The sequence below is a fragment of the Tannerella sp. genome, from assembly GCF_030528505.1.
Lineage (GTDB): Bacteria > Bacteroidota > Bacteroidia > Bacteroidales > Tannerellaceae > Tannerella.
The window spans coordinates 1-25,259 of sequence record NZ_JAUMYS010000026.1 but is presented as its reverse complement, the minus strand read 5'-3'; the positions used below and the strand labels follow the sequence as shown (position 1 = coordinate 25,259).

The 25,259-nt window shown below is 49.5% G+C and carries 19 protein-coding genes; 9 read left to right on the top strand and 10 right to left on the bottom strand.

The window, feature by feature from the left end; all coding sequences use genetic code 11:
• Nucleotides 1-149: 149 nt before the first annotated feature.
• The gene (locus Q4A89_RS05715) at nucleotides 150-1,256 is read left to right on the top strand and encodes a hypothetical protein (protein WP_303184284.1); all 1,107 of its coding nucleotides are present in this window, start codon (nucleotides 150-152) and stop codon (nucleotides 1,254-1,256) included.
• 88 nt (nucleotides 1,257-1,344) lie between these two features.
• Here the strand turns inward: Q4A89_RS05715 and Q4A89_RS05710 are convergent, their stop codons facing one another.
• The gene (locus tag Q4A89_RS05710) at nucleotides 1,345-3,591 is read right to left on the bottom strand and encodes an inorganic phosphate transporter (protein ID WP_303184283.1); all 2,247 of its coding nucleotides are present in this window, start codon (nucleotides 3,589-3,591) and stop codon (nucleotides 1,345-1,347) included.
• 211 nt (nucleotides 3,592-3,802) lie between these two features.
• Here Q4A89_RS05710 and Q4A89_RS05705 point away from each other — a divergent pair, with 211 nt between their 5' ends.
• The 8 genes from Q4A89_RS05705 to Q4A89_RS05670 all read left to right on the top strand — a co-directional run bounded on the left by Q4A89_RS05705 (nucleotide 3,803) and on the right by Q4A89_RS05670 (nucleotide 18,081).
• Nucleotides 3,803-4,492, top strand: coding sequence for a response regulator transcription factor (locus Q4A89_RS05705; RefSeq protein ID WP_303184282.1), 690 nt, complete (start codon nucleotides 3,803-3,805; stop codon nucleotides 4,490-4,492).
• Nucleotides 4,493-4,504: 12 nt separating this feature from the next.
• Nucleotides 4,505-5,944: an ATP-binding protein gene (locus Q4A89_RS05700; protein ID WP_303184281.1), complete on the top strand. Its 1,440-nt coding sequence runs from the start codon at nucleotides 4,505-4,507 to the stop codon at nucleotides 5,942-5,944.
• Nucleotides 5,945-6,145: 201 nt separating this feature from the next.
• The gene (locus Q4A89_RS05695; protein WP_303184280.1) at nucleotides 6,146-8,407 is read left to right on the top strand and encodes a cation:proton antiporter; all 2,262 of its coding nucleotides are present in this window, start codon (nucleotides 6,146-6,148) and stop codon (nucleotides 8,405-8,407) included.
• 214 nt (nucleotides 8,408-8,621) lie between these two features.
• Nucleotides 8,622-12,467 (top strand): hypothetical protein, encoded by a 3,846-nt coding sequence (locus tag Q4A89_RS05690; RefSeq protein ID WP_303184279.1) that lies wholly within the window; start codon nucleotides 8,622-8,624, stop codon nucleotides 12,465-12,467.
• Nucleotides 12,455-13,183, top strand: coding sequence for a hypothetical protein (locus tag Q4A89_RS05685; protein ID WP_303184278.1), 729 nt, complete (start codon nucleotides 12,455-12,457; stop codon nucleotides 13,181-13,183). Before Q4A89_RS05690 ends, Q4A89_RS05685 begins: the two co-directional genes overlap by 13 nt.
• 39 nt (nucleotides 13,184-13,222) lie before the next feature.
• Nucleotides 13,223-16,444: a carbamoyl-phosphate synthase (glutamine-hydrolyzing) large subunit gene (carB, locus tag Q4A89_RS05680; protein WP_303184277.1), complete on the top strand. Its 3,222-nt coding sequence runs from the start codon at nucleotides 13,223-13,225 to the stop codon at nucleotides 16,442-16,444.
• Nucleotides 16,445-16,683: 239 nt separating this feature from the next.
• The gene (locus tag Q4A89_RS05675) at nucleotides 16,684-17,580 is read left to right on the top strand and encodes a hypothetical protein (protein WP_303184276.1); all 897 of its coding nucleotides are present in this window, start codon (nucleotides 16,684-16,686) and stop codon (nucleotides 17,578-17,580) included.
• Between the two features lie 27 nt (nucleotides 17,581-17,607).
• On the top strand, nucleotides 17,608-18,081 hold the full coding sequence (locus Q4A89_RS05670) for a PH domain-containing protein (protein ID WP_303184275.1): 474 nt from the start codon (nucleotides 17,608-17,610) through the stop codon (nucleotides 18,079-18,081).
• Between the two features lie 162 nt (nucleotides 18,082-18,243).
• Here the strand turns inward: Q4A89_RS05670 and Q4A89_RS05665 are convergent, their stop codons facing one another.
• From Q4A89_RS05665 to rplM, 9 genes are all read right to left on the bottom strand, one after another.
• The gene (locus Q4A89_RS05665) at nucleotides 18,244-18,813 is read right to left on the bottom strand and encodes a PepSY-associated TM helix domain-containing protein (RefSeq protein WP_303184274.1); all 570 of its coding nucleotides are present in this window, start codon (nucleotides 18,811-18,813) and stop codon (nucleotides 18,244-18,246) included.
• A gap of 2 nt (nucleotides 18,814-18,815) precedes the next feature.
• Entirely contained in the window at nucleotides 18,816-19,361 is a 546-nt protein-coding gene (locus Q4A89_RS05660) for a hypothetical protein (RefSeq protein ID WP_303184273.1), read from the bottom strand.
• Between the two features lie 28 nt (nucleotides 19,362-19,389).
• Entirely contained in the window at nucleotides 19,390-20,610 is a 1,221-nt protein-coding gene (locus Q4A89_RS05655) for a DUF4857 domain-containing protein (RefSeq protein WP_303184272.1), read from the bottom strand.
• Nucleotides 20,611-20,633: 23 nt separating this feature from the next.
• On the bottom strand, nucleotides 20,634-21,308 hold the full coding sequence (locus Q4A89_RS05650; protein WP_303184271.1) for a hypothetical protein: 675 nt from the start codon (nucleotides 21,306-21,308) through the stop codon (nucleotides 20,634-20,636).
• 6 nt (nucleotides 21,309-21,314) lie between these two features.
• Entirely contained in the window at nucleotides 21,315-22,190 is an 876-nt protein-coding gene (locus tag Q4A89_RS05645; RefSeq protein WP_303184270.1) for an ABC transporter ATP-binding protein, read from the bottom strand.
• Nucleotides 22,191-22,321: 131 nt separating this feature from the next.
• Nucleotides 22,322-23,146, bottom strand: coding sequence for a translation elongation factor Ts (tsf, locus tag Q4A89_RS05640; RefSeq protein WP_303184269.1), 825 nt, complete (start codon nucleotides 23,144-23,146; stop codon nucleotides 22,322-22,324).
• A 24-nt stretch (nucleotides 23,147-23,170) separates the two neighbouring features.
• Nucleotides 23,171-24,022: a 30S ribosomal protein S2 gene (gene rpsB / locus Q4A89_RS05635; RefSeq protein WP_303184268.1), complete on the bottom strand. Its 852-nt coding sequence runs from the start codon at nucleotides 24,020-24,022 to the stop codon at nucleotides 23,171-23,173.
• Nucleotides 24,023-24,161: 139 nt separating this feature from the next.
• Nucleotides 24,162-24,548: a 30S ribosomal protein S9 gene (gene rpsI / locus Q4A89_RS05630; protein ID WP_303184267.1), complete on the bottom strand. Its 387-nt coding sequence runs from the start codon at nucleotides 24,546-24,548 to the stop codon at nucleotides 24,162-24,164.
• 5 nt (nucleotides 24,549-24,553) lie between these two features.
• On the bottom strand, nucleotides 24,554-25,009 hold the full coding sequence (gene rplM, locus Q4A89_RS05625) for a 50S ribosomal protein L13 (protein ID WP_303184266.1): 456 nt from the start codon (nucleotides 25,007-25,009) through the stop codon (nucleotides 24,554-24,556).
• Nucleotides 25,010-25,259 lie beyond the last annotated feature (250 nt).

Genomic DNA, 25,259 nt, shown 5'->3' with positions numbered 1-25,259 from the left:
CCATATTTTTTATATGATGTACGAAGTCGAAAACACTTTTAACTATTTTTGTGAGTAAACTAATTTATCTTTGTCGGGTCTAAGACAACAAGAAAACCGCAGTTTTCTTTCAAAGAACAGGAATATGAACTATTAAAAGACAGAACATCATGAAAAAGTTATTGATTATGATAGGCTTGGGATGGATGATCGGATGGTTGAATATACACACCGCAGAGGCTCAACACGTAACAACAATCATTCATATTAACGTAGACCGTCAGCCCGCTTGGGGTCCTGTCGGTTACGATTACGTAGAATATTATTACATTCCAGAACTGAACATCTATTTCGATGTAGAAAACGAATTGTTCTACTATCGACAGGGCAGGAGGTGGATCGAAAGTCCGTATTTACCGGCACGCTATGCAAGATATGATTTCTATTCGCTGTATAAAGTGGTGTTGAACGATGTTATCGATCCGTGGCGATACAACCGCCACCATCGTCGTCGGTATGCACGCTACCGTTACAACTATGCACAAATTCCGATTTTTTATGTGGATGACTACCGCTACGAATACGCCCGGTACAATGCCTGTGCATGGGTAGAACCTCGTTACATGGAAAATCGTTCGTATTACGAAAACGTAGAGTTACGGAGCAACCGAAGCACCGAATCGCGTGTATCATCGAGTGAGAGACGCGGCGTCGAAAGTAATCGCAGCGAAAGCAGCAGGATCTCGAGTCATCGCAATGCGGATGCGGAACATTATGGAGAAAGAAGGGCTTCGGAATCGAATCGGAGTATGCGCAGTTCGAGAGAAGTTTCATCGGGTAGCGACCGCAGCCGTTCGTCGGGTGTATCGTCGGAAGGACGTCGTCGTTCCGAGAGTGATTTTTCGACGAATACGCGCAGCCGGAGCGAACACAGTTCGGCAACCAGCTCGAGCCGCAGGGATCGATCGACGGGTAATGACCGTAGTCGCTCGTCGGATGTATCGTCCGAGAGTCACAGAAGTCGTTCGGGTGATGAGATATCCACGTCTACACGCACCAGTAGTAGTCGTAGCAGCGGCAGCGATTCATCCGTAGACAGCCGCAGAAGCCGTTCCGGCGATGATTCGTCGAATTCCATGCGCAGCAGCAGTAACCGGAGCAGCCGGAGTGAATCATCGGTGAGCAGTAGAAGCGACGAAAGTAGTCGTAGTCGTTCATCCGAAAGTCGATCGTCCGAGAACCGGTCGGAGCGTTCCGGTTCGGGCGGAAGAAGATAAATCGTTTCTCAACTAAACAAGAAGGGGATTTCTCAACCGATATGTATCGGCGTTGAGGAATCTCCTCTTTTTAATATGCCTCTTCCACTCAGTCCGTCTGAAACTTACGCATAGCGCGCAACAGATGACGCAAGACGCTGACCAACTCCTGCGACTCCTGTAACATATTCAAGTAAACGAGCGAGACATTCAGGCCGCACTCATTTTCCTGCATACGTCCGATCTGATTATGCCGTAGCCGTGAAAACTCTTCGGTTATGTGATTGCTCGTAAAAAACAATTGTTCATAATCGGCATAATCATTGTTTTCGATTGACGTGCGGACGCGAAACATCAACATTTTCAGCAACTCGGCCACCGGCATAAATTCATCCCTGCAATTGTCGGGCAAAGGATGAAAATGATTGTCAACATGTTCGCGGCACGGTTCATTCATTCGGCGCAGGCTGTAAATCATCTGCTGGGCACTGTTACTGGCCAGATGGAACCAGGTGTTTTTTTCCAGCGCAATATTCCGATCTACCCTCTGTAGAGTCACCATCTCGCGACGACGGTTTTTCTTCAGCTCATCTTTCTTTTGATTCAGTTCCGAACGTACTTTACGCAAGGTATTCAGGTCTTCGTGAATAAAAGCATCGACCGAGTCGGTATACATTCCTGCGGCAAAGCGTACCGTCTCTGAGAACGTCTGTTGAAGATGGCCGCGAAGCAACTTCCACACCTCCGTCGCATTTTTAGAGGTCATCATGGCGTCGAACGTTTCGTCCGAATGCTCGCGAATCCGCTTTTTCCGGTATAGAATATTACTGCGGATCAGCAGAAACACCGCGAAACCGATCATGACAACCATCGCAACGATCCCGCCGAAATGTAGCAGCAGCGCGACACAGAAGCTGAGGACAAAAGCTGCCCCGGCCGTCACGAACCATCCGCCGATGACCGAAAGCGTGCCGGTGATACGGAACACGGCGCTTTCACGCCCCCATGCACGGTCGGCGAGCGATGTACCCATAGCCACCATAAACGTGACGTACGTTGTCGAAAGCGGCAGCTTCCACGACGTCCCCACGGCGATCAGCAGTCCTGCCAATACAAGATTTATCGCTGCGCGTACGAGATCGAACGATGCACCCTTCTCGAGCATGACATCTTCGCGGTTGAAGCGTCCGTCGACCCATCGGCTCAGCCCTACGGGTACAATGCGTGACAACGCGGTAGATACCGTCATCGCCTTACGTACCAGACTGCGCGCCAAGGCAGACGATCCGAACATCTCATTTCCCTCATCCTGTCGCGAAAGACCAAGCTCCGTCTTGACCACATTCTGCGCTTTTTTCGACTTCACAAGGGCAAAAACCATGATCACGCCGGCAGCAAACAAGAATAAGAAAGGCGTCTTGGCAGGCTCCCTGAGGGCGCCCATCAGATATTGGTCAGCCCCGACGGACAAACCATTGGCGGCATAGTCGGAATAAGCTGAGAATCCTGCCAGCGGGACTCCGATAAAATTCACCAAGTCGTTTCCGGCAAAAGCCATTGCGAGCGCAAACGTTCCCATCAGCACGACGACTTTAAGCACATTCACGCACAAAAAATGCAGTATCTGCATCAGCAGCGAGAAGAAGAGAAAGCATCCCAAAACGATCTGCCCCGTATTTGCTTTGATATACGCCTTCACTTCGGGCGTCATGAACGACGCGTCTTTTGAGCCTTTGATCAACATGAAATAAACGATCGACGTGGCAGCCAATCCTCCGAAAATGCCTACGATATATTTTAGCTTTTTCCGGTAGTCGAACGTAAAAACAAGGCGTGTGAGGTACTGCACGAGCGTCCCGAAGAAAAATGCAATCGCGACGGAAAGGAAAATACCCGTAATGACGGAGAAAGCCTTTTCGGTATTTAACAGATCGCCGAAGGTCAGCAGGCCGGTATCGTCAGCTAAGATTTTCACCAATGACAGAGCAAAAGTGGCTCCCAACAATTCAAAAACCATCGAGACGGTAGTCGATGTTGGCATCCCCAGTGAGTTGAAAACATCGAGCAACACCACATCGACAATCATCACCGCCAGAAAAACACAGAGCAGGTCGATAAAGAAAAACTGCTCGGGACGAAAAATACCTTGTCTCGTAATTTCCATCATGCCGTTACTCATCGTAGCCCCGCAGAATATCCCGATGGCCGCGATAGCAATAATCACTTTAAACGGTGCGGCCTTGGAGCCGATGGCGGAATTCAGAAAATTCACCGCGTCGTTGCTCACTCCTACGATCAGATCGAAGAACGCAAGCAGAAATAAAAAAATAATCAGTCCGAGATAAATTGTTTCCATAATTATAAATAATGTATTGTCATTGTCTTGTTTTCGCACCGCAAAGTTGCAGGAAGCATATTACGGAAAAATGAAAGACATGTTACATTTGGATTACAATAAGCCGGAAATCGGAAGAGCCGTGTGTGAAACAATTCTTCTCTTTTCCGACATCGTAACAGAAACGTCACATCGATTCCTTACCTTTGCCACTCAAAACAAATGAATGGATATGGGAAAGACGCGTGTTTTAGTCGTCGATGACGAAGAAAGTCTGTGCGAGATTCTGAAATTCAACCTTGAAAAGGCAGGCTATGCAGTCGATACGGCACTCTCGGCCGAGGAAGCGTTGACGATGTACCTCACAGATTACCATCTTATACTCCTCGATGTGATGATGGGTGAAATTTCAGGATTTCAGATGGCTGATATTCTGAAAAAAAAGAAAGAGACGGCACACATTCCAATCATCTTCTGTACCGCGAAAGATACGGAGGATGATACTGTGTACGGCCTTCAACTCGGCGCCGACGACTACATCTCGAAACCTTTCTCGATTCGCGAAGTGCTGGCACGTATCGAAGCCGTATTGCGTCGCAACACACGACCCGTCTCCGAGCAGCCTGCCGAAAACATCCGGCAATACGAGAGCCTGAAGCTGGATACGACCTCGAAAAGGGCAAGTCTGGGCGGTCGGGACGTATCGCTCACCAAAACGGAATTCGAGATATTATGGCTCCTGCTGCAAAGTCCGGGACGTGTCTATTCACGCGACAGCCTGCTGCGTACGGTCTGGCCAGACGATGTACTTGTGACCGACCGTACCGTCGACGTACACATCGCCCGCATGCGAAAAAAAATCGCTCCGTACGACAAACACATCGTCACCCGATTGGGATACGGGTATTGTTTCGAAGGGTAAAAATCTTCTCCCATGAGCCTCTCAAGCCAAACGTACACACGGTTTCACCTCCGGATTTTCTGGTCGGTAATTGCCGTGTTCCTACTCACCGGACTCTGTTTTCTCGGATTCCAGTACACACGCGAAAAACAATATAAAATCGAGCTGTTGAACAGCCGCCTAACGAATTACAACGATTATATCGACAATGAATTACGGCACGGTAGAACGATTCCCGCAACCGATGCGGACGATGCTCCGCGCGTGTCGGTAATCGATTTCTCGGGAACGATCCTCTTCGACACTAACGTTGCCAATATCGGACAAGCAGGCAACCACGCGGCACGCCACGAAGTGCAACAAGCCATAAGCAACGGCCAAGGCTACGACGTCAGACGGCGCTCGGAGCTGACAGGCGACATCTATTTCTATTCAGCCAAAAAGTACGACCGCTATATCATACGCTCAGCGCTTCCTTACGACTCCGATCTGGCCAAAGAGCTGAGAATTGATTATGCTTATATCTTCGTGACCGTTGCTATTCTGCTCGTTTTCGTCGTGATTTTCTACAACATGACGCGCCATTTGGGGCAGAACATCAACCGACTGAACGATTTCGCCACCAGGGCCGAACAGGATGAGATCGATGAATACCCCGCCCGGTTTCCTAACGATGAAGTCGGCGACATTGCACGGAACATTGTACGGATTTATAACCGTTTGCAAAAGACAAAAAAAGCACTTGTCGCCGAACAACAGCACGTAATCGAACAGCAGGAAGAGCAGGCGCGCATCAAACGTGAGCTGACGCAGAACGTGGCACATGAACTGAAGACGCCTGTCAGCAGTATTCAGGGATACCTCGAAACCATCATTAACAACAGCGATTTGCCGCCGGCGACACAACGTAGTTTTCTCGAAAAATGCTACCAGCAAAGCACGCGACTTGCGGCATTGCTACGCGACATGGCTAACCTCACGCGCATCGACGAGGCTTCGGCGCTCATCACCCGCGAGAAGGTCGATCTCTCGGCACTCATCGCCGGCGTATTCGCCGACGTCGCACCGGCTTTAAAAGAAAAACATATTCACGTTCTCAACGCCACGCAAGCCTTGTCGCTCGTGTGCGACGGCAACTACTCGCTGCTCTATTCCATCTTTCGCAACCTGGTCGACAACACGATCGCTTATGCCGGCACACATATCGACATCCACGTGCACTGCAACACCGAAGAGCCTGACTTCTATTATTTTTCATATAGCGACAGTGGAGCAGGTATCGAACAGGAACACCTCGGACGCATTTTCGAACGTTTCTACCGAATTGACAAAGGACGCTCGCGTAAGGTCGGGGGCACAGGGCTGGGACTGTCGGTCGTCAAAAACGCAGTGCTGTTTCACGGCGGCACCATCTCCGCCCGACAACGTCCCGGTGGCGGCGGACTCGAATTTGTATTCTCGATCAAACGATGATACACCTCATTCCAAGAAATTTGGCTTTTTTTAAACATTCTCGGTTATCAAAAACAATAGCCGAACACATCGCACCTTTCTTTACAGGTTACAGAACGGGAAACGAAAAATATCTCCGATAAGTGTCATTTTTCGCCATTCAAGACATCAACCAATCGGTTTTTTCGTTTATTTTTGCATTTCCGAACATAATATAAACATATGCATTTACCCACATTAATATCCGACTTAGTCGTCATTATTATATCGGCCGGTCTGATGACCCTCTTGTTCAAGCGTCTCAAACAACCTGTGGTATTGGGCTATATCCTTGCGGGTGTATTGGCGGGGCCGTCCATTCAGTTCCTTCCTACCGTATCCGATACGATCAACATCAACACATGGGGGGAGATCGGAGTCATCTTTCTGCTGTTCAACCTTGGCCTCGATTTCAGTATCAAGAAACTGATGAAAGTAGGCGGGACAGCTATCGTAGGCGCGATGACGGTCCTTATCGGAATGATGACAACAGGATACATCGTGGGAACAGCTTTCGGGTTAGACCGGATGAATTGTATTTTCCTCGGAGCTATGCTCTCGATGTCCTCGACTACAATTATTTTCAAAGCCTTCGACGAGATGGGGTTGCGCAACAAACAATTTGCGGGTGTAGTGTTCGGCATCCTGATCGTCGAAGATATTTTTGCCGTGCTGATGCTCGTGTTACTCTCCACGTTAGCAGTAAGTCAGACGTTTGAAGGACAAGAACTTTTGCTGAGCATGACGAAGCTGGCGCTTTTCCTCGTTGGATGTTTCGTTTTCGGAATCTACTTCATTCCTTCCATGCTCAAAGCGCTGAAAAAGTTCCTCAACGATGAGATGTTGCTCATCATCAGCATCGGGCTTTGTCTGGGATTAGTCTACGTCGCCGACTGGATCGGCTTCTCGTCGGCATTAGGCGCATTCATGATGGGTGCGATTTTGGCCGAGACAATCGAGGCCGAGCACATCGAAAGCCTCGTCAAACCGGTTAAAGATTTGTTTGCGGCCGTTTTCTTCGTGTCGGTCGGGATGTTGATCGACCTGAATATTCTGTGGGAATACAAGTGGCACGTGGCAGCGCTGACCGTTGTAGTCATGGGCGGACAGCTGTTATTCGGCAGCTTCGGTGTGGTACTTTCGGGCAAACCCATCAAGACGGCCATACAGAGTGGTTTTTCGCTCACGCAGATCGGCGAATTCGCCTTTATCATCGCCTCACAAGGCATCGCACTCAAAGTCATGGAGCCGCATCTCTACCCACTGATCGTGGCCGTTTCGGTAGTAACGACTTTCTTCACGCCATACATGATCCGACTGGCCGAACCGGCATATAAAGGGATTGATCGCTCGTTACCGCCGTCGTGGAAACAATTTTTGGAGCAATATACATCCGGTTCCAACACCATCCGCCATCAGAGCGAATGGAAAAAATACCTGCGTTCCATGAGCCGTATCGTAGGAATTTATCTGGCCGTAACACTCGTTCTGATTTTTGTCTGGCTGCAATTCGTGGCGCCACTCATCCGGCAACTCCTGCCCGGACAGAACGGAAACCTTGTCGCACTCGTCTTGCTTATAGCCTTGATGGCTCCACTCCTGCGTGCCATCATGATGAAGAAAAACCGCTCGCAAGCCTTCCGACACCTCTGGAACGACAGCAAATACAACCGTGGCCCCTTAGTCTCGCTCATCGTACTGCGCATCATCGTATCCATGGGCCTCGTGGCCATCCCCACCTCGGCTTTGCTCAGCACCAAATGGGGGATCGTACTCGTCGCTTCGCTGAGCGTCATCGCCATTATGCTCTTTTCCAAACGCGTCAAGAAACATTCTATCCGCATGGAACGCCACTTCGTCAGCAACCTCTCGGCACGCGAGGCCGAAAGCGAACGGCGCGCCCCTATTCGGCGCGAATTCGCCAATCACCTGCTGGAACGAGACCTGCACCTGACAGACATTGAGGTGCGCCCCCACTCACCCAGCATCGGAAAGACACTCAAGGAACTGAACTTCCGACAAAAATGCAACGTGAACATCGTTACGATCATACGGGGCGAACGACGTATCAACATCCCCGGAGGAGACGAACGCCTCTATCCGCTCGACAAACTCATCGTCGTCGGGTCGGATGATGACATCCAGCATTTCCACGACTACATCGCCGAACGTTATCAACAAGCCGACCGGAAACGACGCGAAGAAGAAGCCGACGAGATGAACATCGAACAATTCACCATTGCCGAAGGCTCGCAACTCATCGGCCTCTCTATCCGTGAATCGGGTATTCGCGATAAAGCGCAATGCCTCGTTATCGGTATTGAGCGCGGTAAAACGTCGATCAAAAACCCGCCGCCCTCGACCGTCTTCGAAGAAGGAGATATCGTATGGATCGTGGGTGAGCACCGCAAAGTCATTCGTCTGAGTGAAGGTGAACCTCTCTGAACACAATAAATCTTCGTGTTGAAAAATAATTTCGGCAACACGGGACGGATAAGAAAAAATATTTGTTTAGCTTTGTCAGCCAAAAAGGGACTGACAGGTCAGAGAAGCCGCCCGGGAACGGCGACAAGCCGAAGAGTCCCTCGCAAGGCCGTTGGATACGACCGACGCTCCTTGATTATACATCGTAGAAATTTCGTCTGACTATTACTACAATATGATGATATCGTATAGAGAAAGTCTGCGCCGGCTGCGCAATCCGTCTTTCGAGAAAATATGGGCGATCGCCCGAAACTTTATCCCTGCTACGGATAAAGCCGGCCCCATTTCCGCTTCTTCCTCTCTCCCCGACCGCGACCGACACATGCTCACAGACCTCTACGATAACGGCCCTTTACGCAAAACCAAAATCGATAAAACACTCGAAACCATCCCTCGCAAAATCTTTCAGGACGATGTATTCGAAATCATCGACTGGCAATGCGGCCAAGGGCTCCATACGGTTTGTTTCTTCGACTTCCTTAAAAAGAACGGTATCGAAAACCGCGTGCGCAAAGTCACGCTCATCGATTCCTCGCCCGAAGCCCTCGAACGTGCCGTCTGGCACATTAGCCCCTACATAGACGACCCTGACCGGATTTGTAGTGTTTGTAAGCCGGTAAGCGAAGTCCGGAAGAAAGAAATTGAAACTCGACAACCGATTACGTTTCATTTCTTTACGGATGTACTTGACCAGCCGACACTCGATCTCAAGCGCATTGCTGAACTCGTCGGATACGGCATACACGGCAAACATTATTTCTTCTGTATCGGTAACCTCGTTCACAGCAACCGACGCATCGATGCATTCTACCATTACTTCGACTCGCCCGAAACGTTAGCCGACGAGGAACTGTATCCGAATGTCCGCCAACCACACGGATTCAAGATCAAAGCCTTCAAGCTCGAGGACAGCAACTTCAACCTCAAGTATGTCAATTACTATCCGGCAGTGCAATACCACGCCGCCTACAGGCTGGACGCGGTGAAGCAAGCGCTTCAAACGGCCGATTCGGAAAAAACCGAGGCACTCTACCGAAGCCTCGCACGCTTCGAAGTATCGGCTCATTATGACCTCGGCGGATGCGCACGCGAAAATGTACATCCTCTGTTTGCCATACTAAATAACATCGTGACCCGCGGACGGCCGACACAGGCCAGTCCGTTTCTCGAAGAAGCTTTTGCGGAGTTGGGCAACCGCCGCGTCGACCTCGACGGAACGATCCGCTACGACACACGCGGATTACACACCGAAGATGTGTTCGATGCGTTGCACATCATCGATCCTCGCCTGACTCTGGACGAGTCGAATTATAACAGCAAGCTGCTCGAGAGCGATGCCGAAAAGACGTTCATTACCCGGATGGCTCCGCAACCGCTACGCCAGCTCTTGCAGCCGCAACGCAACCTCTATTCACTGACTAAACAAAAAGCATCCCATACGCAGCGAGTCGATTTTGCTTGCGAGTTCCCCTACCCGACCAAAGACGCAAAAGATTTTCGACACGACGGATGCGTCATCGAAATTCATGAGTCGATCCATCATTCCGATATGGAGCAGAAGCGTGCCGACAAACAACGCGCCGACGATCTCTCGGCCATTCATTGGTATTGCCGCCAAGTGCCGGAAGAAGAAATGAACGATTCGCATTTCCGGTTTCTCGGAAGCGAATACGTAGAAACCGTTTTCAAGGTCTTTGACAAACGTTTTGATGACGACTGGGTACGAACACTGCAATATGTCCTCTCACCGATAGCGGTAGCACGCATCCAGAAAATCGTACTCGAAGCTATCATCTCCCGCCGGCTCGAGATCGCACGCGAACCATGGTCGGTGCTCGTCATTGAGCGCGATGTGCCGTGTGCAGCACTCGCTCTGGCCGATCTGAAAGAACATTTCAACCATCTCACGGCGCTGAGTACGGAGTACACGGGACTGAGATTCCCCGATGTGAAACTGACGGTCGTCAGTACGCCCGAATTTATCGACTCGCCGCTGCATGGCGACACCTTACCTTTCTCCGAAATAACAGAGGAACTGCGACGAAAAACGTACGATCTGATCATCGACATCTCTATGCTGCGACGGGCAGATATCGAAAAAATCTCGTTTGCCGACTTTACGGAGTGCCGGAATAAATGTTTTTTCCACGTGCGCTCATCACACTACGAACGCAGCACACGCCGTGTCTATACGAACGGCCGCATTACGTACCGCCCATTAACCGTCCAAAACATACAGGAGCAGTACGAAACTTTACCGGAAACCTCACAACACCTGCGTTACTTCTTGCAACTGCTTTTGCGCAGAAACGATTTCATGCCGGGGACGTTACCCGTACTGAGCCGTATCCTTCAAAACCGGTACACCATTGGGCTTGTACCGACGAATGGTGGCAAAACCGTGATCCGCAAACTAACCGCGATGATGCAGCCCGGCATCACGCTTGTCGCCGTGCCTGACACCGATGCCGCACAAGCACTCCGGAACGAATTACACGATGCAGGCATCGACTGTGTGACCGTGCTCCACACCGGCCTCAACCGTACTGAGCGCGAACGGCGCGAACGGCTGGTAGAGTCGTCCGAAGCGTTGATCATTGTACTCTCCTACGACCAGCTCGGCCGACTCCCGCTTCTGCAACGCTTCGGGTATATGAAGCAGACAGGCGTATACTTCGCTACAGGCATCCTCGACGAGGCGCAGTGCCTCACCGAATGGAGCCCCGACTTTCTGCCCGCTTCACTGCTGGCAGGGAAGATGCTCTATCGCTACGCCCTGCCTCGACAGGGAGAAATAACACTCTTGGGATTGACCGAACAGGCATCGTTCGATATGCTGTTCGATATCGAACAGGCGCTTTTGCCCAACGATACATGGCTGACAGACCGGGATCGGATCGTATTATGCAAGAGCGCAGGGCTACCCGAATCGACCTCTCGGAAAGAGCGTTTCCTCCGTCATTTCTGCGGCCTCGATGCCGAACGTGAATGTATTGAGCAACTGATTGGCTATGCCGATATCACTTGTTTCGAAGGACAACATACGGTACCGGCCAAAGGATGTTATTTCCCGCTCACACTCGAGAATTTGCCGGACGAGCGTATCCTTTTCCTGCCGTATCCCGCCCCACAGCACGAGAACCCAAAGCATGACACACCCGGAAAGAACGTGTCTGTACTCTACGCCAAAGCGCTCTACCGCATGAGCACCCTCGGACTGATAGACGAGATCACCCGCGACGACGCACAACAACGATACCGCATCATCCTTCGAAAAAGACCAACCGGGGGGTATTACGGGCAGTTACGTAATTATTTTCTTCGCTACTACACGAAGAAACGCGCAGAGCAAGAGATGATCAAGGCAGGCAATCTTTCGCGCAAGACAACCTTCCACGACGCCCTTCGTGAAGAATTATGCCGTTGTCTTCTTTACATGACGGAATTTGTCTATCAGCGTATTGCGCAACCACAAGCGGAGATTGACGATACATCCCCCGGCAAAAGCCACTCCCTTGCCTACCATCTGGCTAAAGATACGGAGAACGGCCGAGAGTCGAACAAAGACATTTTATTCCGTTATATGCAGCGGATTAAAGACGAGGAGACGGAGCGAAACGGATCGCCCAACAGTCGAGCCAGAGAGCTGCATGAAGCCGTACGAACGCTACGTCGCTCATTCGAAGGAAGCAACTCAACGCTTTCGCTGCTCAACGCTTTTTGCCTCTTCTATACCGGCACGGACGAAAAAGAGATGCTCGAATGCGATTTGCATGAAAGTTATGAAAACGGCATGATCGGATTTTACCGTTCGATGCCGGATATGGCTGATTTCCGAGAACTGTTTGACGCGTATAATTGTTATATACGAGGCGAGACGGACTATTTCGCCACTACCGGAGACTGGACGGAAGAAGTGCGGACACGTATCGATATTATGCGCGCTGCCGACATCCTCAACCTCCATCTGGCGCAAACGAAGATGATACAACATAAATATCTGGAAGAATGGAAGCAATAGAAAATATCCATAAAGCGTTGCTGCAACTCCGCGACAGCTTGACCCACCTCAACTCGGCCCGCGAGCAAGTATCGCAAGTGACGGCAGAAAGTAAAGAAGTAGTCGATGCGACAGCCCGTTTGGCGGAAGACGTCCGGCAGTTGGCCGAAAAAATTAGCGAAGAAACGCAGACGGTCATCACCCGGTTTGAAGATCGGCTTAACGAGTCGCAGGCGGGACTGACCAACGTGATCAGCGAAGGGAAAGAATTGTTCGCGGCCGAAATTGCTCAGTCACAGCAAGCCACGACACAGTTAAAAACCGAGGTGGAGAAAACGTTGCAGCAGGCGTTGGAAGCAACGGTCCGAACATTGGACGAGGTCAACGACTCGGCACGAAAAAACATCGAAGCGGTAACTGCCGCTTCGAGCGGTGCACTCCAGGAGTTGACAACCGTCTCGACCGAGGCCATTGAGGTGCAACAAACCGAAATTTCGGAAACGATCGAATCCATCTCGGAGTATTGCAACCGTATTCAGACCCTCATCGATAAACTGTCCGAACTCGATTTATCGAGTCAGGTGCTGTCGATCGGGAAACAAATCGATCAATTGGAGCAACGGCAAGATATACAGCGCGAAGAGCTCCGCAGCGAAATGGACAAGGTCAGAAGGAACCAGCTCATTACCTGGGTGCTTCTGCTCATTGCCATCTTTCTGATGTTCGTTCTCAAATAATGTGTATTCAAAAATGAAACTCAAATAAAATAACTATTTATGTCAAAGAATAACATTAACAAAGTACTCGTGTTAGGCTCCGGCGCCCTTAAAATCGGGCAAGCCGGCGAATTTGATTATTCCGGATCGCAGGCGCTGAAAGCCTTACGCCAAGACGGCATCCGATCGGTGTTGATCAATCCAAATATCGCAACGATTCAGACGTCGGAAGGCATTGCGGATAAGGTTTATTTCCTTCCCGTAACGCCTTTTTTTGTCGAAGAGGTGATCAAGAAAGAACAGCCCGACGGGATTCTGCTGGCCTTCGGCGGACAAACGGCGCTGAACTGCGGTACGCAACTGTATAACGACGGTACGCTCAGCAAATACGGCGTAAAAGTGTTGGGAACATCGGTCGAAGCAATCATGGACACGGAAGATCGTGACTTGTTCGTCAAGAAACTGAATCAGGTTGACTTGAAGACGCCCGTCAGTCAGGCCGTGGAAACGATGGCCGATGCAATCCGCGCAGCCGAAGAGATCGGCTACCCGGTGATGATCCGTTCAGCGTATGCCTTGGGCGGTCAGGGAAGCGGCATCTGCAAAACGGAAAGCGAACTGCGCACCCTGGCCGAAAGCGCCTTTACGTTTGCTTCGCAGATTCTGGTCGAAGAATCGCTGAAAGGCTGGAAAGAAATCGAGTTCGAGGTGATCCGCGACAAAAATGACCACTGCTTCACCGTCGTAAGCATGGAGAACGTCGATCCGTTAGGAGTACATACCGGCGAGAGCATCGTGGTAGCGCCGACTTGTTCGCTCCGCGACGACGAGGTAAAGATGTTGCAGGAGATCTCGGTTAAGGCCGTCCGTCACCTGAACATTGTGGGCGAGTGTAACATTCAATATGCCTACAGCTCCGAGACGGGCGACTATCGAATTATCGAAGTGAATGCACGCCTGAGCCGCTCATCGGCCTTAGCCTCGAAAGCGAGCGGTTACCCGCTGGCCTTTGTGGCAGCCAAGCTGGCACTCGGCTACTCGCTTGACCAGATCGGCGAGATGGGCACACAGAATTCGGCCTATAAAGCCCCCGAAGTCGACTATATCATCGCTAAAATTCCACGCTGGGACTTGACGAAATTTGCGGGGGTGAGCCGTCAGATCGGCTCAAGCATGAAATCGGTCGGCGAAATCATGTCGATCGGCAAATCGTTCGAAGAGATTATGCAGAAAGGTCTGCGTATGATCGGACAGGGGATGCACGGATTCGTAGGCAACAACAACCTCACGTTCGAGAATCTCGACGACGAGCTGGAGAACCCGACCGATCTGCGTATCTTTGCCGTAGCGCAGGCGTTAGAAAAAGGATATACGATCGACCGCATTCACGAACTGACGAAAATCAGTCCGTGGTTCCTGCATAAACTGAAAAATATCGTAGATTACAGCGGTGTTCTGAAGCAATACGACCGCATCGAAGACCTGCCGGCCGAAGTGCTGCGCGAAGCCAAACGACTCGGATTCTCCGATTTCCAGATTGCCCGCTTCGTCGAACAACCGAACGACAACATGGAAAAAGGCAACCTCCGCGTACGGGCATGGCGTAAGAAGCTCGGCATCCTGCCCAGCGTGAAACGCATCTACACCGTTGCCTCGGAACATCCCGAACTGACGAACTACCTCTATATGACGTACGACGGCACGGAGCACGATATTCCTTATTATAAGCATGACAAGAGCGTGATCATCCTCGGGTCGGGCGCGTACCGCATCGGCTCGTCCGTCGAGTTCGACTGGTGCTCGGTCAACGCGGCGCAGACGGCGCGCAACCTCGGCTATAAATCGATCATGATCAATTATAACCCCGAAACGGTTTCGACGGACTACGACATGTGCGACCGGCTGTATTTCGACGAGCTGTCGCTCGAACGCGTACTCGACGTGGTCGATTTGGAGCAGCCCAGAGGTGTGATCGTATCGGTCGGCGGACAGATCCCGAATAACCTCGCTATGAAGTTATACCGGCAACAGGTACCCATCCTCGGCACTTCGCCCGTATCGATCGACCGTGCCGAAAACCGGCACAAATTCTCGGCCATGCTCGACACGCTCGGCATCGATCAGCCGCGCTGGGCGGAGTTGACCAGCATGGACGAAATCGACGCATTCATCCGCGAAGTAGGCTTCCCCATCCTGATCCGTCCCTCGTATGTACTGAGTGGTGCGGCTATGAACGTCTGTCACACGAAAGAACAGATGATCGAATTTCTGAACATCGCCGCTCAGGTATCGAAAGAGTATCCGGTAGTCGTGTCGGAATTTTTGCAGGATGCCAAAGAGATCGAATTCGACGCCGTGGCACAGAACGGCGAGATCGTAGAGTACGCGATTTCGGAGCATATCGAGTTTGCCGGCGTCCATTCGGGCGATGCCACACTCGTATTCCCTGCACAGAAAATCTACTTCGAGACGGCACGACGCATCAAGAAAATCAGCCGTAAGATAGCCAAGGAGCTTAACATCAGCGGACCGTTCAATATCCAGTATCTGGCCAAGAACAACGACGTGAAAGTAATCGAATGTAATCTACGCGCCTCGCGCAGCTTCCCGTTCGTATCGAAAGTACTGAAACAAAACTTTATCGACACGGCAACCCGCATCATGCTCGACGCGCCCTTCAACCGTCCCGACAAGACGGAGTTCGACATCGACTGGATCGGAGTTAAGGCATCGCAGTTCTCGTTCGGCCGACTCTCGAAAGCCGATCCCGTGCTGGGCGTAGATATGAGTTCGACGGGCGAAGTAGGATGTATCGGCGACGATTTCGACGAGGCACTGCTCTCGGCCATGATCGCTGTCGGCAATACGATTCCGCAAAAGAATATCATGGTTTCTTCGGGTGGTGCCAAAAGTAAAGTCGATCTGTTGGAACCCTGTCTCTTGCTCGAAACGAAAGGATATACCATCTACGCCACGCAAGGAACCGCCCGCTTCCTGAACGACAACGGCATCCGGGCTACACCGGTCTGCTGGCCCGACGAAGACGGCGGAGAACTGAACATCATCGAAATGTTCAGCCGTCATGCCTTCGATTTGGTCATCAATATCCCGAAAAATCACACGAGACGGGAGCTGACCAACGGCTACAAAATACGTCGCGCAGCGATCGATCATAACATTCCGCTGATTACGAATGCGCGTCTGGCAAGCGCATTTATCCGCGCCATGTGTAACCTCTCCGAAAAAGACATCTCCATCAAGAGCTGGCAGGAGTATAAATAAAGTTGTGCTTGTCAGCACGACTGAAACGTGAAGCCGACCGGCATACAGCGCGAGACGAAGGAAATTCCTGTTGTTTCGCCGTATGTCCGGTCGGCTTCTGCGTTTCCGTATTTTTTCTACATCTTTCCGACAGATAAAAATAATTTTGTAATTTTGAACATGTTTCAAAAACAGCCTTACGCTTCCCGAAAACAAAAACATTGCGCGTAAGGTGTAAAATGGAAAATGAGGAAGACAAAATGACAACAGACCAGATCAAAGAAATTATCCGGCGAAATCAAAACGACATCGCATTTATCGTCGGAAATGGAGTAAACCGATACCCAAACAACCCGAATGCTCTTTCATGGGACGACTTATTGATACAATTGTGGGATAAGGTTTCGTTTCAAACGCTGTCAAGAAGACCTGTGGGTATTTCATTGACGGAATTTTATGACGTCTTAGAACTCGAAAACACACAAGACATTAATCTTCAGAAAGAGGTGGCAGACCTTATGCGAACGTGGCAACCGTTGAATCACCATACACAAATCATCCGTCGCATAAAAGAATTAGATGCCCCCGTACTGACGACCAATTTCGAGGAAACGCTCGCACGAACCTTCGAATATCAGCAGTACAGAACGGAGCAAGAAAGGTTTACGGATTTCTATCCATGGTCTACATACCATGGAACCAAACCATTGAATCTACCGACCGATGGTTTTGGGATTTGGTACATAAACGGTATGATCAACTATCACAGAAGCATCCGACTCGGGCTAAGTCATTATATGGGAAGTGTGGAAAGAGCAAGAAACTTATTGCATAAAAGAGAGGAAGAAGAGTCCTTTACAGGCAAAAACAATGTACAATGGAGGGGTTATAAAACATGGTTACATATTGTTTTCAATAAATCGCTTTTTGTTTTCGGTTTAGGCCTTGAAGAAAACGAAATTTTTTTACGATGGATTCTGATAGAAAGAATCAAATATTTCAAGAAATTTCCGGATAGAAAACATAAAGGATGGTATATCAATAAACGAAGTCATAACGGGACGGACCAAGGCAAGAAGTTTTTCCTCGAAAGAGTTGGATTTGAAGTAATCGATGTAGACGATTATGCTGAGATTTATGAGCATATATGGACATAACAAACGATGAACTAAAAATCGGAAATCATGGAATATCAATCTGAAAAACAAGTGTTTCGTTCACGAATAAGTGTCTTGTTGATCGCAACCGTATTCGCTGCTTTCACATCGGCATCTATATCGATTCTTCGAAACAAGGCGTACACAGAGATGTATGTACTTGCTTGTCCATTCTTGTTACTCGTATTTCTTTTTACGGGAATACGTTATATCATTTCAGGAAATACATTGAGTTTTAAAATAGGTTTTATTTGCGGTTGGAGTGTAAATATTGCCGATATGCTTTCGGTAGAAAGATCCTATAATCCGCTTTCTGCCCCTGCCGCATCCCTCAAGAGATTATGCATACATTTCCCGAAAAACAAGAAATTTCCGTACCTGTTAATCTCTCCGGCAAGAGAACAGGATTTTATAAAGGCCTTAAAAAGAATCAATCCGAACCTTTGCGTTGATTTGCCCGAAAAAAAAGGGATTTGGCGTATACAAGATTGGGATATTTAATTTCCGGATACACATCCCCCTACTACTTTACGTCTTTAACGATCGTTTTACAGCGGTCAGTCGTTTGACCGTTTAGTTGTTTAAATGTTTTTTGTTTAGCAATCAGTAAAAAACAAATCAACAATCAAACAAATCAACATATCAACCACCGGCGCAGAGCTTTTATCCGAACAGCACATACAGCACCGGGATCAGTATACCAGCCAGCAGATACCATTTACCGGTCCCGGCCATCCCTTTCTTCCCTTTAACGATGAATAACCCTGACACGGCAAAGAAAATCAGCGAAAAGGCAAACAGATCGGCCATGACATTCCAACCTCGGATCCGATTGTAATGCAATCTGTTGATGGCATAAATAAACGTATTCTTTTTATGCAGCTCATAATCGACCGTGCCCGTTTCCGAGTTATACACCCCTACGCCACCGTTCAGCATCAGGCGAGCATGTACCTCGTCGATGGCCATGATCTTCTTCAACTCCGGCAGTCCTTTGTCGCTCCAAATCACCGACAGTTCTTCGTGCGATAAACCTTTGTCGAGATGCAGCGTCTCTTCCTGCGTTCTGAAAGCCGGGTCTTTCCCGTCCATGTGATTGAGCAGGAAACCGGAGATGCCGTAGATGAGGCATACACCGACCATCAGGAATCCCAGATCGCGGTGTATGACCCGTAGCCAACGGCTCAGTTTGTTTTTGGATGCCCCTTTCGTGAGACGATGATCTTCTGCCATGCTTACTCAATGACTTCGTAGCGTTCGCCGTCCATGTAGTAAATAGAGTAGTAATCTTTGTTATGCGCTCTCATCCACTCGCGCATTTCGTTGATGTTGTTCAGTTCGGCCTGACACGTTTCGGCCGATCCGTCTTCCTTGTGTTTCTTCTCATTGACTTCCTCTTCGTATTGGTCAATGTATTCCTTCGTCAGGCGACGTTCACGGACAATGCCCGTTATGGCCAGTTCCGAGCCGGTCAGTTCGCGGTTGAATCCGCCGATTTCACCGCCCGCCTCTACACGGAACGACGCGTTCGGGTCATCTCCTACAATAAAACAACGCTTTCCGGAATGCTTGCACGTATGCGTCACAAAACCTCGCACCGTTACGGTCTGATCAACCAAACGGTCGGCCACTTTCAATAAACTGTCAAGCTTATAAACCGGCACTTCGGAAGCATTCGCTTCTACGTTTTCCTCTTGACTTGCGCTCTGTTGTTCAGCCCGCTTGTTGTTACATGCTGCCATCATGAGCAAAGCGGCAGCTAAAAATAAAATCTTTTTCATCGCTTCATCTATTTATTCTGTTTATCATTCATCCTTTTTTCGGCATCAATAACCATGCGACCATGCCGGCAATACCGGTAAGCGCAACAAAAAGTGCAGCAAAGAGCTTATCGTTCCGTCGGGAAGCAACTACGACAAGCAGTGCCAGCAGGAGATTGATCGCCCATGCACGGTATCCGGTACCATGTATCCGGGGATAAAGAAAAGAACTGTCCGATTCGCGGAAAGTCAGATAGCAGGGGAAGAGCCATCCCGACACCTTGTCCCAGCGGTTCGGTTCTCTTGCAATGGCATGTTCGGACACTCTCTTCAAGGTCGCGGTCTCCAGTCCGTAATACCGGCGTCCTTGTGGCATAGTGATAATCACCGTCCAGTAGAGGAGGTTACCCATGACCGTTACCTCGTCGCGATCGATGTCGATCGGGTCGATATCCAATTTCACCGGCACGTATTGTCCTTCGCGACTCTCTAAGATATACAGGCAACCCTGCCGGTCGAACAGAAAGCCGTAGAACCGTTTATTCGACGCCTCATACATCGAAAACCAAGCCATATCCACGTCTTTATCGATGCGTGTATCCTTGACGAACGGACGATTATTGACCATCTTGAGATGATAAAGGCGCCCTTGGGCATCGAGGGTGAAATAGCCTTCGTCATACGGTTTGCGCGGATTCGGATTGCCGATAGCCCAACGTGCGGGAAATGTATAGCCGGCTTTTTCGAGCGCCCGCGCAAACAAATCGCTCTTTTCGCGATTGACGGTATTCGTCTGCACGTCGATAAACTCGACCCTGTCTTTCAGACGAAACACATCGTCCGGCATTTCGAGCCCGACTCGTTTGGGCATTGACTCGAAGAGGATATACAATCCTTTGTCCGGTGACCTTCGCTCTCTCGGAGCATACCGGAAAACAACCGTTGTTGAGCGTAACAAAGGAGGAGTCACAGCCGTTCCGCAGATGCTGTCCGGCAGGCGCCCGTCGGCCATAAGCTGGCGATAGTTCAGGAAAGGCAACAGTGAGTCGGACTGTGCCATCGTATATGTATTCCCGCGAAGATCACGGAGTGGCATTTCCTTGTTCCTGTAATCGATGATGCCCCAATCCTTCATCACCGCACTATAATAGACGAACGGATATCCGTCGGGCGAATCCGTTGCCATCCTGACGAACGAAGGAATAACCCACATCCCCGTAAAAGTGAAGAAGAGCAGAATCGTATAGTAAATATATGGCTTGCGTATCATATAAAATCGTTTTTTTCGAAAGATTATCCGGGCGATCCGTCTTTGAACCGTGCGGCGGAATAGAACGGAAAACTAAGTCCTGCGACGAGTATAAGCGTCAAGCAGGGCAAAAAAGTGATGTAAGCTCCCGATGGAGCGTCCATAAAATAGAGGTACAAGCCCGCCGAGGCCACAAGCGCATTCGCCACGCGACGACGCCATACCGGTTCGAGACAAACCCATGCCGTAAAAAGATAACAGGCAAGCCCTCCTTCGAAATAAGGCAGAAGCTGCCAAGTCACCGCATGCAACATCTCGGCCGCATAATGACGAGACAGTCCGGCATACAGCCCGGCATACATCAGCAGGAAAGCGACCGACAGTACGGCGATGCCATACAGCAACGTTGCGAAGATAATCCTCCACTCGCGTAACGGCAGATGAAGCGTAAGTTTCAGCCGCTTGTCCGTCATCTCCGGGATAAACTGTGCCACCCCGAGCAGTAAACCTGCCAAAAGCGGGAACCATTTCGTGACCGCCGGCACGAGTGACATGTCTTTTAACAAGACAGCCGACCAGGCCTGTACCGCTCCGCTGACACGAAGCGTCTGCCCCATCTGTACTAACGCATACCCCAGCAAGGCCACAAGCAGCAGAAACACAAGCAAAACCGTCCGCCGCGTCTTGATCCATTCTTTATAAAAGATTGCACTGAACATAATCGATTAATATTTTCCGGTTAAACCGATAAACGCATCTTCGAGCGAGAGCTTCTCCTCTTTCACTTCCCTCACCCCACAAGGCGACAGTATCCGTTCCACCTCCTCCTTCGAAGCAAAAGAGTACGTCTCCCACCGGTTACCTGTCTTTTCGGTATGCCACAGCTTCTCGTCGGCCGGTATCTCCTCCCCATCGCAGACGAAGCGGAAACGGCGGAAACGCTCCATGATATATCGGGTCGGTTCATGCAACAGGATACGTCCGTAGTCCATAATCATACAGTCATCAATCAGCATTTCCATATCCTGAATGATGTGAGACGTCAGGAAAATCGTTTTATTTCCGGCCGTAGCGTATTCCTTCAAATATTCAACGAAGAGACGACGGTAACCGGGGTCTAACCCCATCGAGAAGTCGTCCAGAATAAGCAGGTCGGGGTCTTGGGCAAACAACAGGCCGAGCGCCACCTGCGAACGCTGTCCGCACGACATGGTGCTGATTTTCTGGGTCGGCGTGACCTGTAATTTCCGGAGAAGCTCATAATAGGCCTCCCTCTTCCAGTTTGGGAAAAAACGGCAGTAAAACCGTTCGATCTGCTCGATATTAAAGTATGTATGCTGGATATGTCCTTCGAGCAACAGTCCGATACGCGCTTTCGTCGAAGGAGAGAGCTTTTCCATTGTTTCTCCGAAAATACGGCAGACGCCCGAACGAGGTTTGAGGTATCCGTTCAAGATGTTGATGATGGTCGTTTTGCCGGTCCCGTTCTTGCCCAGAAGCCCCAGAATCTTCCCTTGTTTGACTTCAAAGTTCAGATTCTCGTAGATCAACTTTTTTCCGTAGTAGTGAGTGATATTTTCGCAGTGAATAATTGTTTCCATTCAAAACCAAGTGCACCGAGTTAATGAGCCTCCAAAGATACGCAAAACATTTATGATGGTGGGTGCCGTGCAAATAAAAAAGTCGTTCGAGCTTCCCCGAACGACCTTCTATTTTTAACACAACCGGATGGTTAATCCACATTCAGCGTCACACGCTTGAATGCATTTACCGTCAAGTCTTTGTTTTGTTTTTGCAGATACTGTTCAACCGTAAGTTTCGCATCCTTCACGTATTCCTGTTGCAACAGCGTGTTCTCTTTGTAGAACTTCTGCAACGCGCCTTCGGCAATACGATCCAGCAGATTTTCCGGTTTTCCTGCTTCGCGGGCCTTGTCGCGGGCAATCTGTTTCTCCGTATCCAGTACGTGTTGCGGTACATCGGCCGGTGTTACGGATACCGGATTCATGGCAGCTACCTGCATGGCGATCTCGCGAGCCACCTGATGGTCGAGCTCCTGATTGAACGCCACGATAGCAGCCAACTTATTTCCCGGGTGAATATACGATACGGTAGAAGCGCCTTTCACAAATTCGTATTCTCCAAGTTCCATCTTCTCGCCCGTCACACCGACACGGTCTGTGATATGGTTCTCGATCGAACGTCCATCGCTCAGAGCCACCTTCAGCAATTCTTCCTTCGTTGCCGGTTTGTTGCTCATTGCCGCATTGAGAATATCCTGTGTCAAGGCTACAAATTCTGCATTTTTAGCCACAAAGTCCGTTTCACATTTCAGCGCTACGACTGCCGCGAAATCGCCTTTCTCAGTTGCCAATACACAACCTTCGGAGGCTTCGCGATCAGAACGTTTAGCCGCTACGGCCTGTCCTTTTTTGCGAATAATTTCCATGGCTTTGTCGAAATCGTTGTTTGCTTCTTCCAAAGCCTTCTTGCAATCCATCATACCCGCTCCGCTCATCTTGCGCAAGTGGGTGATATCTGCCATTGTTACTGCCATAATATACTTCTTTATGATTAAATTCTAGTCTTCTTCTCCTTCTTCATGTGAAGCTACAGAAGCTTTCGGAGCCTCGTCTTCTTCTTTTCTCGTACGTCTGGCTCCTGTTTTTGCCCGGCGTTCGCGTCTCGGCGTCTCTTCACCGTCTTCGCTGGCGGCCTTTTCCGCGTCTTCTTTATCTCTGGCGGCTTTGCCTTCCTGAAGTCCTTCGTGGATGGCTTCGCAAACTACGCCCAAGATCAAGTCGACCGACTTCGTCGCATCGTCGTTGGCCGGAATAACGAAATCTACATTCGTCGGGTCGGAGTTCGTATCGACCATGGCAAATACCGGAATACCGAGTCGGTTAGCTTCGCGCACGGCAATGTGCTCCTTCATCACGTCTACCACGAACAAAGCCGCGGGCAGACGGTTCAGGTCGGCAATCGAGCCGAGCATCTTTTCCAGCTTAGCGCGCTGACGGGTAATCTGCAATTTCTCACGTTTCGATAAATTATCAAAAGTGCCATCCTTGCTCATCTTGTCGATCGTCGACATTTTTTTGATGGCTTTACGGATCGTCGGGAAGTTCGTCAACATACCGCCCGGCCAACGTTCAATTACGTAGGGCATACCTACCGATGTAGCTTTGTCGGCCACAATCTGCTTGGCTTGTTTTTTCGTAGCTACGAACAGAATCTTCCGTCCGGAACAGGCGATGTTCTTCAGTGCTTCTGCAGCCTCGTCTACTTTCGCAGCGGTTTTATACAAATCAATGATATGAATACCATTGCGCTCCATGAAAATATAAGGAGCCATTGCAGGATTCCATTTTCTTTTCAAGTGTCCGAAATGAACGCCTGCTTCTAATAACTGATCAAAATTTAATCTTGACATTTCTTTTTTGTTGTTTAATCGTTTACATTCTGTTTAACTCAACTGTCCGGTAGTCTTCCGACATTTCTCCATGCAGAAAAAATCCGGACAATTTAGATACTAAACGCCTTTTCTACTTGCAAGCAACTCACAAATAACATTAACGTTTACTGAACTGGAACCGTTTACGTGCTTTCGGACGTCCCGGTTTCTTACGTTCTACCGCACGCGGGTCACGTGTTACGAATCCTTCGGCCTTAAGCGCCGGCTTCGACTCGGGATTGATCTTAATCAAGGCACGTGTGATCGCCAGACGAGCCGCTTCCGACTGCCCCTTAAATCCGCCGCCGACCAAATTCACCTTGATATCGTATTGGCCGTCCACATTCAGAAGGCTGAGCGGTTGCTTCACTACGAATTGCAGGATCGGGGAGGGAAAATAATCGGACAATTCCCGGCGGTTCACCGTAATTTTTCCATTTCCTTCGCTAACGTATACACGGGCAATGGCCGCCTTACGTCTTCCTATTGCATTTACTACTTCCATGAAATTTAGTTAAGTGAGTTTATATCTATCGACTTCGGTTGCTGGGCTTCGTGTTTATGCTCCGAACCTGCATAGACATACAGATTATTGAGCAATTTGTCTCCCAGACGGTTCTTCGGCAGCATGCCTTTTACGACCTTGCGGAACAAGCGGTCTTCTCCTTTCGCCATTAATTGGGCGGGAGTAATTTCACGCTGGCCACCCGGATATCCGGTATGCTTAAAATAAATTCGGTCGTTCCACTTATTTCCCGTCAGAACGACTTTGTCTGCATTGATAATGATTACATTATCGCCGCAGTCAACATGCGGGGTAAAATTCGGTTTGTACTTTCCCCGCAATAATTTGGCGACTTTCGAACACATACGCCCCAACGATTGGCCGGTTGCATCAACAACCACCCACTCCTTGTTTACAGTTGCTTTGTTTGCAGAAATGGTCTTAAAACTTAACGTATCCACTGTTATTTCTTTATAAATTAATACTAAAAAACACGCCTTCACTCCCCCTCCTACCCTTCGGACACAGAAGAACTTAGCAAGGTGTTAAGAACGAACTGTTTGAACACTTTAGATAATAATCGGGTGGCAAAGGTACAACTTTTCTTCGAATACGCAACACACGTTCAGGACTTTTTTCTGTAAGCATTCAAAGAGATGATACCTTTTCGAGTGGAAATCCGATAGGCATCAAAAATAATCCGATAAGCAT

Excerpts from the sequence above, each read along its gene's own strand:
- Q4A89_RS05715 (WP_303184284.1), top strand. The coding sequence starts at position 150 with ATGAAAAAGTTATTGATTATGATAGGCTTGGGATGGATGATCGGATGG.
- Q4A89_RS05710 (WP_303184283.1), bottom strand. The coding sequence starts at position 3,591 with ATGGAAACAATTTATCTCGGACTGATTATTTTTTTATTTCTGCTTGCG.
- Q4A89_RS05705 (WP_303184282.1), top strand. The coding sequence starts at position 3,803 with ATGGGAAAGACGCGTGTTTTAGTCGTCGATGACGAAGAAAGTCTGTGC.
- Q4A89_RS05700 (WP_303184281.1), top strand. The coding sequence starts at position 4,505 with ATGAGCCTCTCAAGCCAAACGTACACACGGTTTCACCTCCGGATTTTC.
- Q4A89_RS05695 (WP_303184280.1), top strand. The coding sequence starts at position 6,146 with ATGCATTTACCCACATTAATATCCGACTTAGTCGTCATTATTATATCG.
- Q4A89_RS05690 (WP_303184279.1), top strand. The coding sequence starts at position 8,622 with ATGATGATATCGTATAGAGAAAGTCTGCGCCGGCTGCGCAATCCGTCT.
- Q4A89_RS05685 (WP_303184278.1), top strand. The coding sequence starts at position 12,455 with ATGGAAGCAATAGAAAATATCCATAAAGCGTTGCTGCAACTCCGCGAC.
- carB (WP_303184277.1), top strand. The coding sequence starts at position 13,223 with ATGTCAAAGAATAACATTAACAAAGTACTCGTGTTAGGCTCCGGCGCC.
- Q4A89_RS05675 (WP_303184276.1), top strand. The coding sequence starts at position 16,684 with ATGACAACAGACCAGATCAAAGAAATTATCCGGCGAAATCAAAACGAC.
- Q4A89_RS05670 (WP_303184275.1), top strand. The coding sequence starts at position 17,608 with ATGGAATATCAATCTGAAAAACAAGTGTTTCGTTCACGAATAAGTGTC.
- Q4A89_RS05665 (WP_303184274.1), bottom strand. The coding sequence starts at position 18,813 with ATGGCAGAAGATCATCGTCTCACGAAAGGGGCATCCAAAAACAAACTG.
- Q4A89_RS05660 (WP_303184273.1), bottom strand. The coding sequence starts at position 19,361 with ATGAAAAAGATTTTATTTTTAGCTGCCGCTTTGCTCATGATGGCAGCA.
- Q4A89_RS05655 (WP_303184272.1), bottom strand. The coding sequence starts at position 20,610 with ATGATACGCAAGCCATATATTTACTATACGATTCTGCTCTTCTTCACT.
- Q4A89_RS05650 (WP_303184271.1), bottom strand. The coding sequence starts at position 21,308 with ATGTTCAGTGCAATCTTTTATAAAGAATGGATCAAGACGCGGCGGACG.
- Q4A89_RS05645 (WP_303184270.1), bottom strand. The coding sequence starts at position 22,190 with ATGGAAACAATTATTCACTGCGAAAATATCACTCACTACTACGGAAAA.
- tsf (WP_303184269.1), bottom strand. The coding sequence starts at position 23,146 with ATGGCAGTAACAATGGCAGATATCACCCACTTGCGCAAGATGAGCGGA.
- rpsB (WP_303184268.1), bottom strand. The coding sequence starts at position 24,022 with ATGTCAAGATTAAATTTTGATCAGTTATTAGAAGCAGGCGTTCATTTC.
- rpsI (WP_303184267.1), bottom strand. The coding sequence starts at position 24,548 with ATGGAAGTAGTAAATGCAATAGGAAGACGTAAGGCGGCCATTGCCCGT.